15 protein-coding genes are annotated in these 13,498 nt (G+C 61.5%); 7 read left to right on the top strand and 8 right to left on the bottom strand.

Features of this window, described 5'->3' with window-relative positions:
- Positions 1-16: 16 nt before the first annotated feature.
- A complete protein-coding gene (tyrS, locus tag NAV27_RS09810; protein WP_102828962.1) occupies positions 17-1,216 on the bottom strand; it encodes a tyrosine--tRNA ligase in 1,200 nt (399 codons plus the stop codon).
- Positions 1,217-1,390: 174 nt separating this feature from the next.
- Between tyrS and NAV27_RS09815 the strand changes: the two genes are divergently transcribed.
- Entirely contained in the window at positions 1,391-2,770 is a 1,380-nt protein-coding gene (locus tag NAV27_RS09815; protein WP_180981442.1) for a peptidoglycan DD-metalloendopeptidase family protein, read from the top strand.
- A 2-nt stretch (positions 2,771-2,772) separates the two neighbouring features.
- Positions 2,773-3,861, top strand: coding sequence for an anhydro-N-acetylmuramic acid kinase (locus NAV27_RS09820; protein WP_102828964.1), 1,089 nt, complete (start codon positions 2,773-2,775; stop codon positions 3,859-3,861).
- A 62-nt stretch (positions 3,862-3,923) separates the two neighbouring features.
- Here the strand turns inward: NAV27_RS09820 and erpA are convergent, their stop codons facing one another.
- Together erpA and argC are read right to left on the bottom strand one after the other, a co-directional pair.
- On the bottom strand, positions 3,924-4,274 hold the full coding sequence (gene erpA, locus NAV27_RS09825) for an iron-sulfur cluster insertion protein ErpA (protein ID WP_003290145.1): 351 nt from the start codon (positions 4,272-4,274) through the stop codon (positions 3,924-3,926).
- Between the two features lie 111 nt (positions 4,275-4,385).
- The gene (argC, locus tag NAV27_RS09830) at positions 4,386-5,420 is read right to left on the bottom strand and encodes an N-acetyl-gamma-glutamyl-phosphate reductase (protein WP_102828965.1); all 1,035 of its coding nucleotides are present in this window, start codon (positions 5,418-5,420) and stop codon (positions 4,386-4,388) included.
- Positions 5,421-5,552: 132 nt separating this feature from the next.
- Between argC and hemJ the strand changes: the two genes are divergently transcribed.
- Both hemJ and NAV27_RS09840 read left to right on the top strand, forming a co-directional pair.
- Positions 5,553-5,981: a protoporphyrinogen oxidase HemJ gene (gene hemJ, locus NAV27_RS09835; protein ID WP_043298928.1), complete on the top strand. Its 429-nt coding sequence runs from the start codon at positions 5,553-5,555 to the stop codon at positions 5,979-5,981.
- Between the two features lie 69 nt (positions 5,982-6,050).
- Positions 6,051-6,980 carry a DUF805 domain-containing protein gene (locus NAV27_RS09840; protein WP_102828966.1) on the top strand — a complete coding sequence of 310 codons (930 nt, stop codon included), beginning with the start codon at positions 6,051-6,053 and terminating at the stop codon, positions 6,978-6,980.
- Between the two features lie 9 nt (positions 6,981-6,989).
- Here the strand turns inward: NAV27_RS09840 and NAV27_RS09845 are convergent, their stop codons facing one another.
- Entirely contained in the window at positions 6,990-8,456 is a 1,467-nt protein-coding gene (locus NAV27_RS09845; protein ID WP_008568235.1) for a Ycf46 family AAA ATPase, read from the bottom strand.
- An 80-nt stretch (positions 8,457-8,536) separates the two neighbouring features.
- On the opposite strand from NAV27_RS09845, the gene NAV27_RS09850 reads away from it, so the two are divergent.
- Positions 8,537-8,878 (top strand): histidine triad nucleotide-binding protein, encoded by a 342-nt coding sequence (locus tag NAV27_RS09850; protein WP_008568236.1) that lies wholly within the window; start codon positions 8,537-8,539, stop codon positions 8,876-8,878.
- Between the two features lie 54 nt (positions 8,879-8,932).
- Positions 8,933-9,580 (top strand): 2-polyprenyl-3-methyl-6-methoxy-1,4-benzoquinone monooxygenase, encoded by a 648-nt coding sequence (gene coq7, locus NAV27_RS09855; RefSeq protein WP_008568237.1) that lies wholly within the window; start codon positions 8,933-8,935, stop codon positions 9,578-9,580.
- A gap of 90 nt (positions 9,581-9,670) precedes the next feature.
- Here the strand turns inward: coq7 and NAV27_RS09860 are convergent, their stop codons facing one another.
- On the bottom strand, positions 9,671-10,093 hold the full coding sequence (locus NAV27_RS09860) for an OsmC family protein (protein WP_008568238.1): 423 nt from the start codon (positions 10,091-10,093) through the stop codon (positions 9,671-9,673).
- 220 nt (positions 10,094-10,313) lie between these two features.
- Between NAV27_RS09860 and crp the strand changes: the two genes are divergently transcribed.
- Positions 10,314-10,958 carry a cAMP-activated global transcriptional regulator CRP gene (gene crp, locus NAV27_RS09865; RefSeq protein ID WP_008568240.1) on the top strand — a complete coding sequence of 215 codons (645 nt, stop codon included), beginning with the start codon at positions 10,314-10,316 and terminating at the stop codon, positions 10,956-10,958.
- A 70-nt stretch (positions 10,959-11,028) separates the two neighbouring features.
- On the opposite strand, the gene trpC is transcribed toward crp, so the two are convergent.
- The 3 genes from trpC to NAV27_RS09880 are packed head-to-tail and all read right to left on the bottom strand — an operon-like array spanning position 11,029 to position 13,498.
- Entirely contained in the window at positions 11,029-11,862 is an 834-nt protein-coding gene (trpC, locus tag NAV27_RS09870) for an indole-3-glycerol phosphate synthase TrpC (protein WP_102828967.1), read from the bottom strand.
- Complete coding sequence (gene trpD, locus NAV27_RS09875; RefSeq protein WP_102828968.1) at positions 11,859-12,905, bottom strand: anthranilate phosphoribosyltransferase; 1,047 nt, start codon at positions 12,903-12,905, stop codon at positions 11,859-11,861. The genes trpC and trpD overlap by 4 nt, the downstream gene beginning before the upstream one ends.
- Positions 12,905-13,498, bottom strand: a complete 594-nt coding sequence (locus NAV27_RS09880) for an aminodeoxychorismate/anthranilate synthase component II (protein ID WP_054094478.1) — start codon at positions 13,496-13,498, stop codon at positions 12,905-12,907. Before NAV27_RS09880 ends, trpD begins: the two co-directional genes overlap by 1 nt.

Genomic DNA, 13,498 nt, shown 5'->3' on the forward strand with positions numbered 1-13,498 from the left:
GTGTGCGTCAAGCCCCTTATTCCAATTTCAGCGAAATACGCGCGAAAGCCTTCTTACCTGCCTGACAGACATGGGTAGCGCCAGCACGAAACAGGAAGCTCCGGTCCACAACCTGACCATCAACTCGCACCCCGCCCGCCGCTAAAAGGTCGCGCGCGACCGCCGCATTCTTCACCAGCCCAGCCTTATTAAGCACAGACGCGATCGGCACATCCTGATCAGAAGTCAACTCGATCTCTGGAATACCTTCGGGCAGCTCACCCTCTTTCATTCTATTACCCGCTGAACGATGAGCCGTCGCCGCCGCATCCTCGCCATGGAAGCGCGCCACGATCTCCTCCGCGAGCTTGATCTTGATATCCCGCGGATTCGCCCCGCGCGCGACATCGGCGCGAAATGCACCGATTTCCTCAACGGTACGAAAACTCAACAATTCGAAATAACGCCACATCAGCGCGTCAGGAATCGATACCAACTTGCTGTACATCACTCCCGGCGGCTCCTGAATTCCGACGTAATTACCGAGCGACTTGGACATCTTCTTGATGCCATCCAGCCCCTCAAGCAAGGGCATCGTGACCACGCATTGGGATTCCTGCCCATAGGCTCGCTGCAACTCGCGTCCCATAAGCAGATTGAACTTCTGATCGGTCCCACCTAGCTCGATATCGGCCCTCAAGGCGACGGAGTCGTAGCCCTGAACGAGCGGATAAAGGAACTCATGAATAGCTATGGGCTGATTCGCGGCGTAGCGCTTGCTGAAATCATCGCGCTCCAGCATGCGGGCCACCGTGTACTGCGAGGCAAGCCTAATCATGTCCGACGGCTTCAGCTGATCCATCCAGAACGAATTGAAGGCAACCTCAGTCTTTGCCGGATCCAGAATCTTGAATACCTGCGCCTTGTATGTCTCGGCGTTCTCCAACACCTGCTCACGGGTCAGAGGCGGCCTTGTCGCACTCTTGCCGCTCGGGTCGCCGATCATTCCCGTGAAGTCGCCGATGAGGAAAATCACCTGGTGCCCCAAGTCCTGCAACTGGCGCATCTTGTTGATCAGCACGGTGTGCCCCAGATGCAGATCAGGAGCAGTCGGATCGAATCCCGCCTTGACGCGCAGGGGCTGCCCGCGCTGCAGCTTGGCGACCAGCTCTGACTCGACGAGCACTTCGTCAGCGCCCCGCTTGATGACCGCCAACTGCTCCTCAACCGACCTCATGACAGGCTCCGCATCCAGAAATTAAGAGGCGCAAGCCTTACAAGATCATGTAAAAAATACAAGCGCGAAACACGTCACCGCTCGACGAGCGGGGAGCATTCAAGGGTTGCCTCACGCAGGCTTTGCTTATATTTTAGACAGTTATTTCCTGTGCAAAAACATGCCAGACACCTGATGACTAATCAAAAAGCCCCCCTCTACCCGAAGAGCCACCTGTTGGCGGCCAGCGGTGTAGCCGCGCTGCTCAGCCTGGCACTGCTTGTCTTTCCTTCTCGCGAAGTAGAAGCAAAGAAAAGCCTGATTGATCTTCGCCTGGATTATGCTGCCGAGCAGGCAGTGGTACCGGAAGTCTCCGACGATATCACCGCCCCCGAATCCGATTCGCCTTTTGCCTCCATCGAACAGAGCTCCAACGAAGTAGCTGAGCAACCGGCGCCCCCGCAAGAAGACCCGCGCAGCAAGAAGCTGGTGGCGACCAACGGCGACACCCTTTCCACGCTCTTCGCCAAAGCCGGCCTTCCATCTAATACCGTCCACAGCGTGCTGGCCAGCAGCAAAGACGCTAAACAGCTGAGCCGATTGAAGGTAGGACAGGTATTCGAATTCCAGCTGACCGAGCAGGGTGAGCTCGCCAGCCTGCAGAGCAGGATTAGCGCGCTCGAGACCCTGCACCTCGAAAGAACAGACAGCGGCTATACGTTTAAGAAAGAAGAGATCAAGCCGGAGCTAAAAGCCGTATACGCTCACGGCGAGATCAACAGCAGCCTGTTCGTTGCTGCACGCCAGGCCGGCCTGAGCCACAACCTGACGATGGATTTGGCAAACGTATTCGGTTATGACATCGACTTCGCGCTGGACATCCACAAGGGTGATTCCTTCGATCTGATCTACGAAGAGAAAATCGTCGATGGCAAGCGCGTTGGCACGGGGAACATTCTAGCTGCACGGTTCATCAACCGCGGCAAGACCTACACTGCCGTGCGCTACACCAGCAAGAACGGCACGACCAGCTATTACAACGCCGACGGCAACAGCATGCGCAAGGCGTTCATTCGCACCCCGGTAGACTTCGCCCGCATCAGCTCTCGCTTCTCAAACGGTCGCAAGCATCCGATTCTGAACAAGATTCGTGCGCATAAAGGCGTCGACTATGCCGCTCCGCATGGCACGCCGATCAAGAGTGCAGGCGACGGCAAAGTGCTGCTCGCCGGGCGCAAGGGCGGTTACGGCAATACCGTAATCATCCAGCACGGGCAGCGTTATCGGACGCTTTATGCGCATATGCAAGGTTTTGCCAAAGGTGTGAAGAACGGCTCCACGGTCAAGCAGGGTCAGATCATCGGCTATATCGGAACGACCGGACTGTCTACCGGACCTCACCTGCATTACGAGTTCCAAGTAGACGGCGCGCATGTCGATCCGCTAGGGCTGAAGTTGCCGATGGCCGATCCGATTGCAAAGAACGAGAAGCAGCGTTTCATGGCGCTCAGTCAGCCGCTCATGGCTCGCATGGACGACGAGCGCGCAACCATGCTGGCACTCAACAAGCAATAAGCATGGCACTGTATCTCGGCGTCATGTCCGGCACCAGTCTGGACGGGCTGGACGTCGCTCTCGTCGAGCAGACCAATCAGACCAGACTTCTGGCCAGCCGCTTTCGCCCGTTACCCGATGATCTACGCCGTGAGATTCTGGCGCTCTGCTCTTCCGGACCCGATGAGCTGGCTCGCGCGGCGCTGATCGAGCAGCAGTGGGTAAAGCTAACCGCGTCGGTCATCCGTGAACTGCTCGAGCAAACCCAACTCAAGCCCGCGGCAATCCGCGCGATTGGTAGCCACGGACAAACCGTGCGCCACGAGCCGCAGCGAGGCTTCAGCATTCAAATCGGCAATCCGGCCCTGCTCGCCGAGCTCAGCGGCATCACCGTTGTCGGCGACTTTCGTCGTCGTGATGTCGCGGCTGGCGGACAAGGCGCCCCATTAGTGCCGGCATTTCACGAAGCAGCGTTCCAGGCGGCCGACAGGGTGCGGGCGGTTCTCAACGTCGGCGGCTTCAGCAATCTCAGTCTGCTCAGTCCGGGCCAGCCCGTTCGCGGCTTCGATTGCGGGCCGGGCAATGTCTTGCTGGATACCTGGATCCAGGTGCAACGTGGCCAGCCATTCGACCGAGACGGCGCCTGGGCAGCAAGTGGTAACCTCGACGCCAGCCTGTTGCGGGCAATGCTGGATGACGAGTTTTTTTCTCGACAAGGCCCGAAAAGTACCGGTCGTGAACTGTTTAACCTGCCTTGGCTGGAACAGCACCTGTCCGGCAGAACGTTGCTGGCGGAGGATGTTCAGGCGACGCTGCTGGAACTGACGGCGCGCAGCATCAGCGAGGCACTGGAGCGCGGGCAGCCCGATACTCAGGAGCTGCTCGTTTGCGGCGGCGGCGCCCACAACACCGCGCTGATGCGGCGACTACAGGCTCTGCAGCCCAATCGTCACGTCTGCAGCACTGAAGCGTTCGGCATCGCCCCCGACTGGGTGGAAGCCACGGCTTTCGCGTGGCTGGCGCACTGCTGCCTGGAAAACATTCCGGCCAACCGCCCCAGCGTGACCGGCGCAAGAGGCCCGCGAATTCTCGGCGCGATCTATCCGGCCTAAGCAGCAGCGTCCATAAACGATAACGCCGCGCAAAGCGCGGCGTTATCGCAAGCACAGTTATCTCAGATGGAAAACGATTGACCGCAGCCACAAGTCGTCGTGGCATTCGGGTTGGTGATCACGAAGCGAGACCCTTCGAGCCCCTCTTGGTAATCGACTTCCGCTCCGGCCAGATACTGATAGCTCATCGGGTCCACGACCAGACTGACCCCTTCGCGCTCGATGATCGTGTCATCGTCCGCCACGTCCTCATCGAACGTGAAACCATACTGAAAGCCAGAGCAACCACCCCCCGTGACGAATACGCGCAGCTTTAGCCGCGGGTTGCCCTCTTCTTCGACCAAGGTCTTCACCTTGCTCGCGGCACCCTGGCTGAACTGGATCGCGGTGGGTGTGAAGGATTCGACACTCATTGAGTTCTCCCGGCGCTAGAACGCCTACTGCTATGGCGAAGCATTATCCGCTTGCCCTACCAAATTGGTCAACTATTGGTCGATCAAGGAAAGCAGCTCGGTTTTTCGGACTCAAGGCAGCAAGGCGACGTTGTTCAGCCCTAGACGCTCATCCATACCGAAAACGATGTTCATGTTCTGGATCGCCTGACCCGATGCGCCCTTCACCAGATTATCGATAACCGAAAGTATCACCACCAGATCACCCCCCTGCGGACGATGCACCGCGACGCGGCACATGTTCGCGCCTCGCACGCTGCGCGTCTCCGGATGGCTGCCCGCGGGCATCACATCGACGAAGGGTTCGTCGGCGTAGCGCTTTTCATATAGCCCCTGCACGTCTACCGAGGTATCGACCAGCGTTGCATAGAGCGTGGCATGAATGCCGCGAATCATCGGAGTCAGATGGGGAACGAAGGTCAGCCCTACCTCGCCGCCCGCCGCGCGGCGCAACCCCTGACTGATTTCCGGCAGATGGCGATGCCCCTTGACCGCATAGGCCATCATGCTTTCGCCGGCCTCGGTGAACAGTGAGCTAATCTTCGCCGCACGCCCCGCACCGCTGACGCCGGACTTGCAATCGGCAATCAGCCGACCGTTGTCGACCAGACCATTCTCCAAGAGCGGTAGAAAGCCGAGCTGAGTGGCAGTGGGATAACAACCCGGCACGGCGATCAGCCGCGCGCCGCGAATCTGCTCGCGATTGACCTCAGGCAGGCCATAGACTGCTTCGCCCAGCAGATGCGCTGCGCCATGCGGCTGGCCGTACCATCTGGACCACTCTTCGGCATCCTGCAGGCGGAAATCCGCCGATAGATCGATTACCCGCGTTCCAGCGTCGAGCAGCTCTCCGGCCAGTGCATGGGCCACGCCGTGCGGTGTCGCGAAGAAGACCACATCGCAGGCGCCCAGCTTGGCCACATCCGGTACGCTGAACGCGAGCCCGTCATAGTGGCCGCGCAGATTGGGATACAGGTCGGTAACCTTGACACCGTCTTCCGAGCGCGAGGTGATCACCACCACCTCGGCTTGCGGGTGCTGGGCCAGCAGGCGCAGCAGTTCCACCCCGGTGTAGCCCGTGCCGCCGACGATACCGACCTTGATCATGTCTGCCTCGCAATGAACGTCGTAAAAGTAAAGGATGATAAAGCTGCTTTGGTTGTCGGCCAACCATCAGGGTGACGGATCGTCCGACAATCAATACTATCGGCAGCCATCGGAACTCGGAGACGCCCGCGAATGCTCTATCTCTGGCTTAAAGCCTTCCACCTCATCTCCATCGTGTGCTGGTTCGCCGGTCTGTTCTACCTCCCGCGTCTGTTCGTCTACCACGCCATGAGCGACGACGCGCCCAGCCGCGAACGCTTCAAGATCATGGAGCGCAAACTCTATCGCGGCATCATGCTGCCCTCGATGGTGGCAACCCTGGCGTTCGGCATCGCGATGGCTGCGCTCAATCCGACGCTGTTCACCGGCGGTGGCTGGCTGCACGTGAAGCTCGCACTGGTCCTCTTGCTGATCGGCTACCACCACATGTGCGGCGCCCAGCTCAAGCGTTTCGCCCGCGATGAAAATGTCCGCGGGCATGTGTTCTACCGCTGGTTCAACGAAGTACCGGTGCTGTTCCTGCTGGCGATCGTTATCCTGGCGGTGATAAAGCCCTTCTAACGCGCCACGGATGGCGATGCGTAGGCGTCGCCGAAGGCGAGATCTGTTTTTCAGTGACACGGATGCCACATGAACGAAGCCCATTACAAGATTCTCTTCCGCGGCGAGCTGATACCCGGCGCCAGCGCCGATGCCGTAAAAAACAATCTGGCACAGCTTTTCAAGACCGATCGCGCGCGGATCGAACGACTTTTCGGCGCGAGCGAAGTCGCGCTCAAGCGCCATCTGCACAGCGACGAGGCCGACCGCTATCTGGCCGCGCTCCGTCGCGCCGGCGTCCACGCGCACAAGGAGCCTGAGCAGCTCCAGCTTCAACTGCAGGCACTAGCCGACGAACCCGCCGCAAACCAGGCGCAAATGAACTGCCCCAAGTGCGGACATACGCAACCGCAGCACGAACAATGCTCGGCGTGCGGAATCGTCATCGCGAAATTTCTTGCCCGTCAGGCGCAGCAGGCGAGGGAAGTTTCACCACCTGCCACCGCTGACAGCCAATCGCCGTACGCCCCGCCGCAGGCGACGCTCGAGATGCCACTGGAGAGCCACGGCGAGTTGCGCGTGTTCTCTGTGCAGGGCCGCATCGGCCGGCTGCGCTATCTGGCCTGGTCCCTGGTGGTAATGGTGGCCGTTGCCGGCCTGTTCGGCATAGCCGCCATCGTGGCAGCGATCTCGAAACCCGTCGGGTTGTTGCTCATGGCACTGCTGGCGATCGCGGCCCTGGTGATCAACGTGCAGATCGGGGTCCAGCGACTGCACGACATCGGCATGTCTGGCTGGCTTCTGCTGCTCAATCTGGTGCCGGTGATAGGTGTCTTCGTGCCGCTACTGATGATCGTTATTCCCGGCAAGCGCGGGCCGAATCGCTACGGCCCGCCGCAGCCAGCCAACAGCCTGGCGGTGAAGGCGCTGGCGGCGCTGTGGCTGCTGCTGGTGATCGGGGGAGTATTGGTCGCGATCACCGTGCCTGCCGCCACGCAGTATCTGCACCGCGCCGGCTGACGCGCCAGCTCAGTCGGCCTGTACGGCGCGACCGTCCGCCCAGGCACGCAGCGCCGCCAGATCCTCGGCCATCACCACCGAAAGCGGTGACGTCGCCTGGATGCTTTCTACCAGCAGCGGCAGGTCGACTGCCCGTTGGCGAGCCTGCGCGGCATACACGGCACTAACTACCACCTGCTCGATCTCGGCGCCGGAGAAACCCGCGCTGGCATCGGCCAGCACGTTCAGATCGAAATCCGCCTCGGCCAGCTCGCGACGCGTCAGGTGGATACGGAAGATGTCCGCACGCGTCTCGCTATCCGGCAGATCGACGAAAAACAGCTCGTCGAAGCGCCCCTTGCGCAGCAGCTCCGGTGGCAACCGATCGATCGCATTGGCCGTGGCGACCATGAATACCGGTGCCGCGCGCTCGGCCATCCAGGTCAGCAACGTACCCAGCACTCGCTGGCTGACGCCACCGTCCATCTCGCCGGTCGCCAGGCCCTTCTCGATTTCATCCATCCACAGCACGCACGGCGCCATCTGCTCAGCCAGACGCAGCGCCTCGCGCAGGTTGCGCTCGGTCTCGCCGAAGTACTTGTTGTACAGGCAGGCGAAGTCCAGGCGCAGCAACGGCAGCCCCCAGAGTCCGGCCACCGCTTTCGCCGCCAGGCTCTTGCCGCCACCCTGCACGCCCACGAGCATCACCCCGCGCGGCATATCCGCCGCCGCACCGGCGAGGAACGCGCTCTGGCGCTCGCCCAGCCAGCGCCGGAAATGCCGCAAACCGCCCACCTCGGCGAAGCGCGCCGTCTCGCGTTCGAAGCTCAACACACCGTCCAGGTCGAGCAGCTGGAACTTGCCGCGGTTGAGTTCCGGTAAGTCTTCCTGGGTGATGGCGCCATCGTCACAGATCAGATTGCGCGCCAGGCTGCGCGCCTCCGCATGGCTCATGCCACGCAGATTCTTCACCACCTGCTGCAGGGTCCGATTGTCGGTGCGTACCCGCGCACCGCGATTGCGCTCGCTCCAGCGCGCGGCTTCCTCGCGGACGATCACCAGCAATTCTTCCTCGCTCGGCAATGCGAGGCTGAAGCGCGCGGCCAGGCGCTGCAGCTCCGCCGGCAGCTTCAGCGCGTGCGACACCAGTACCAGCGTCGGTGTCGCCCCCATCGCAATCTCCTTGAGCAGGCGCACTACGCGAGGCTCGTCGAGAAACGGATGGATATCGCAGAACACGTACAGATTCGGCTGGGGATCATGCTTGACCAGCCGGAGCGCGGTTTCCGGCGCGTTGCCGTCCTCGCCCTGCGGTTCGCCGCCAAAACCGAGGCGGCGCACGCCCTCGGTTATCGACCACACGTAAAGGCTCAAGCCCCGCCGCACAGCCAGGCCTGTCAGCGTTTCCAGCACACGCAGCTCGTCCCACGACTCGATCACGATCAACCGAACGCGTGAGTCGAGCACCAGTCCCAGATCATGAATATCGTTCTTCACCCCATCTCCTTATGGTGGGATTCATCAGCCTCGAAGCGGCCTGTTACACTGTCCAACCGCTCAACGCCTGGAGGAATGCCATGGATTGCCTGTTCTGCAAGATCGTGGCTGGGGATATCCCGGCACGCAAGCTCTACGAAGACGACCAAGTCATAGCATTCGAAGATATTGCTCCGCAGGCGCCGGTGCATTTCCTGGTCATCCCGAAAAAGCACATTCCGACCCTGCATGACCTCAGCGAGAAGGATGACAAGGCCCTGGCCGGACATATCCTGTTCACCGCCCAGCGCCTGGCCGAGCAACGCGGTTGCGCCGAGGGTTTTCGTGTGGTGATGAACTGCAACGACCTCGGCGGACAGACGGTCTATCACATTCACATGCACGTGCTGGGACAGCGCCAGATGCACTGGCCGCCGGGTTGATTGGCGCCCTGCGTTCACCAATCTATCCGCGCGTCGTTTCAATCCGGAGGCATCATGACAACCAATCGCCATTACTCTCCCGCCGATCGCCTGCTGATGCAGGCTGACGCGGCGCTGCGCACACTGCTGCCCTTCAGCGGCCAGCCCGGCCGGCCCTCGCCTGCCGTGGTCAAACCGGACGCTGAACTGGATGAGCGCGACTCGCGCCACGTTGCCGGGCTGATGCGCATCAACCATACCGGTGAGGTGTGCGCGCAAGCGCTGTACCAGGGGCAGGCGCTCACCGCGCGACTGCCACAGGTGCGCGCGGCGATGGAACGCGCGGCCGACGAGGAAATCGACCACCTAGCCTGGTGCGAGCAACGCATTCGCCAACTGGGCAGCCACACCAGCGTGCTCAATCCGCTGTTCTATGGCCTCTCCTTCAGTATCGGCGCCTCGGCCGGATTGATCAGCGACCGGGTCAGCCTAGGCTTCGTCGCAGCCACCGAAGATCAGGTCTGCAAGCACCTTGACGACCACCTCGGACAACTTCCGGCCGAAGACGAGAAATCCCGGGCCATCCTCGAACAAATGCGCGTCGACGAAGCCGAGCACTCCACCAACGCGATTGCTGCCGGTGGCCTGCGCTTTCCCGCTCCGATCAAGTTCGGCATGAGCATGATGGCCAAGGTGATGACGAAGACCACCTACCGCATCTAGCCCGCCGGATACTGTAAACAGAAAAGGACGCCTGGAGCGTCCTTTTCTTATCAAGCAAGTCTCTCGACTCCGCGGTATGCGAGGAGAAACTCAGCCCAGTTCGACAATCTCGTAGTCGTGGCTGATCTCGACGCCCGCGCGGCCCAGCATGATCGATGCCGAGCAGTATTTCTCGGCGGAAAGTTCGACCGCTCGTTTGACCTGCGCCTCTTTCAGGCCGCGACCCTTGACCACGAAACGCAGATGAATCTTGGTGAATACTTTGGGATCTTCGGCTGCGCGCTCGGCTTCGAGAAACGCCTCGCAGCTTTCCACCGCTTGCCGCGATTTGCGGAGAATGCTGACAACATCGAAGTTGCTGCAGCCGCCCAAGCCCAGCAACAGCATCTCCATCGGACGCACACCGAGGTTGCGCCCGCCGCTCTCCGGCGGACCGTCCATCACGACCACATGGCCGCTGCCGGATTCGCCGAGAAACATGGCCTCGCCCGCCCATTGAATGCGCGCTTTCATTCACTAACTCCCAGAAAAAATTGCCAGATAGCTTAACATGCACGGTTCGAGTGCTGAGGACTGCACCCCCGACCAAAGGCGCGTTGACCGACTGCGTAACTCTGTCGCAACTTCGGTTGGTTAAATTTCGTCTGATAAGCTGGGCCTCAGCTTATCAACGACTGTTCGTCACACATAACAAGAACCAGCCTCATTCCAAGTATTTTCCGGGACCTAGAGCATGGTAGCTATCACACTTACGCCAAAGATCAAGAACATCGACAAACTGCTGGCCCACTGTCACCGACGTCGATATACCGCCAAGAGCACCATCATTTACGCCGGTGATCGTTGTGAATCGCTTTTCTTTATCGTCAAGGGTTCGGTGACCATTCTGATCGAGGACGATGACGGCCGCGAGATGATCATCGCCTACCTCAACGCCGGCGACTTCTTCGGCGAGATGGGTCTGTTCGAAAAGGAAGGCAGCGAGAAAGAACGCAGCGCCTGGGTCCGCGCCAAGACGGAGTGCGAAGTCGCCGAACTCAGTTACGCCAAGTTCCGCGAACTGACGCAGCAGGACCCCGAAATTCTCTACGCGCTGGGCAGCCAGATGGCTGATCGCCTGCGCAACACCACCCGCAAGGTCGGCGACCTGGCATTTCTCGACGTTACCGGCCGCGTCGCCCGCACGCTGCTCGACCTGTGCAAGCAGCCCGATGCGATGACCCATCCCGACGGCATGCAGATCAAGATCACCCGCCAGGAAATCGGCCGCATCGTCGGTTGTTCGCGCGAGATGGTCGGCCGCGTGCTGAAAAGCCTGGAATCGCAGGGACTGGTCTACGTCAAAGGCAAGACGATGGTGGTATTCGGAACGCGCTGAACCTGCAGCGGCACCGGAAGAACGAAGGCCGAGGCATCACCGATGCCCCGGCCTTTTTTTCAGTGGCGCATCACTCCGGCGCGCCACCCGCGATCCGCGCGCGGCGACCGGGGAAGAACAACCGCTGCAGCTCGGCGCCCGGCTGCTCGGCACGCATGAACGCCTCGCCCACCAGAAACGCATAGACCTGATTGATCTCCATCAGCTCGACGTCGGCACGGTTGAGGATGCCGCTCTCGGCCACCACCACACGGCCCTGCGGCACGCGCGGCAGCAAGTCCAGCGTCGTCTCGAGATTGACCTCGAACGTGTGCAGGTTGCGGTTGTTGACTCCCAGCAGCGGCGTTTCCAGTTTCAGCGCACGCTCAAGCTCATCGCCGTCGTGCACCTCCACCAACACATCCAGCCCGTGCTGCGCGGCCACGGCCGCCAGCTCGGCCATGCGCGCATCCTCCAGCGCAGCGACGATCAGCAGGATGCAGTCGGCACCCAGCGCGCGGGCCTCGACCACTTGGTAAGGATCGACCATGAAGTCCTTGCGGATCACCGGCAGGCTGCAGGCCGCACGTGCCTGCTGCAGATAGGCATCGGCGCCCTGAAAGAAATCCACATCGGTCAGCACCGACAGGCAGGCCGCGCCGCCCGCTTCGTAGCTGCGCGCGATCTCGGCGGGGTCGAAGTTTTCGCGCAGTACGCCTTTGCTCGGCGATGCCTTCTTCACCTCCGCGATCACCGCCGCTTCCTTGGCCTTGACCCGTCGCTGCACGGCCGCGGCGAAACCACGTACCGGGCCAGCCGCCGCAGCCAGGCGCTCGAGTTCGTCCAGACTCGTCCGCGAACGTCGCTCGGCGACTTCCTCGTACTTGCGCGCGATGATTTTCTCCAGCACGGTCGGCACGCTCATTTCTGGTTCTCCTGCTTGAATACGGCGGTGAAGGACACCAGCTCCTCGAACTTGTCCCGGGCGATGCCGGTACTCAGCGCGTCGTGGGCCAGCTCGACACCCTGCTTCAGGGTCCAGGCCTGATCGGCAGCGTACAGCGCTGCACCGGCGTTGAGCACGATCATGTCGGCGGCCTTCTGCCCGTTCTCGGTCTTGCGCCGCCCGAGCGCATCGCGGATCAGCGCCAGCGAGCCCTGCGCATCTTCGACGTTCAGACCGATCAGGCTCTGGCTCTTGATGCCGAAGTCTTCCGGCTGCACGGCGTACTCGCGAATTTCGCCGTCCTTCAGCTCGGCGATGTGAGTCGGCGCGGCCAGGCTGATTTCGTCCAGGCCGTCCTGCGCATGCACCACCAGCACATGCTTGCTGCCCAGACGCTGCAGCACCTCGGCCATCGGCCGGCACAGCGCCTTGCTGAACACGCCGAGTACCTGATGACGAACGCCGGCCGGATTGGCCATCGGCCCCAGAATGTTGAACAGCGTGCGCAGCCCCAGTTCACGTCGCACCCCGGCGGCGAACTTCATCGCACCGTGATGGGCGGGCGCGAACATGAAACCGACACCCACAGTATCGACGCTGCGCGCCACCTGCTCGGGGGTGAGGTCGAGGTAGACGCCAGCCGCTTCCAGCAGATCGGCGCTGCCGCTCTTGCCCGACACCGCGCGATTGCCATGCTTGGCCACCTTGCCGCCAGCCGCGGCGACGACGAAGGCGGCGGCCGTGGAGACATTGAAGATGTTCATGCCGTCGCCACCGGTACCGCAGGTGTCGACCAGCCGGTCGACCTCGAACCTCACCGGCTCGGCCAGCTCGCGCATGACCTGCACAGCGCCGACGATCTCGTCGATGGTCTCGCTCTTCATGCGCATGCCCATCAGGAAGGCACCGATCTGCGCGTCGGTGCACTGGCCGGTCATGATCTGGCGCATCACCGCCTTCATTTCCTCGGTGGAGAGGTCGAGCTGCCCGGCGATGCGGTTGAGGGCTTCCTTGATATCCATCAGCGCACGCCTCCGGTCTGCTTCAGAAAGTTGGCGAACAGCTCGTGCCCCTGTTCGGTCAGGATCGATTCGGGATGGAACTGCACCCCTTCGATATTCAGCGTCTTGTGCCGCAGGCCCATGATCTCGTCGACCGAGCCGTCTTCCAGCTGGGTCCAGGCGCTGATTTCCAGGCACTCGGGCAGTGTCTCGCGCTTGACCACCAGCGAGTGATAGCGGGTGACCGTGAGCGGATTGTTCAGCCCGGCAAACACGCCCTGATCGCGATGGAACACCGGGCTGGTCTTGCCGTGCATGGCCTGGCGCGCGCGCACCACGTCGCCACCGAACGCCTGGCCGATGCTCTGGTGGCCGAGGCAGACACCGAGAATCGGCAGCTTGCCGGCGAAATGGCGGATCAGCTCCAACGACACACCGGCTTCGTTCGGCGTGCAGGGACCGGGGGAGACCACGATGCGCTCGGGCTGCAGCGCCTCGATTTCGGCCACGCTCAACTCGTCGTTGCGCACCACCTTGACGTCCGCGCCCAGCTCGCCGAGATACTGCACGACGTTGTAGGTAAAGGAATCGTAGTTATCCAGCATCAGCAGCAT

This window comes from Stutzerimonas degradans, from assembly GCF_024448505.1.
Taxonomy (GTDB): domain Bacteria; phylum Pseudomonadota; class Gammaproteobacteria; order Pseudomonadales; family Pseudomonadaceae; genus Stutzerimonas; species Stutzerimonas degradans.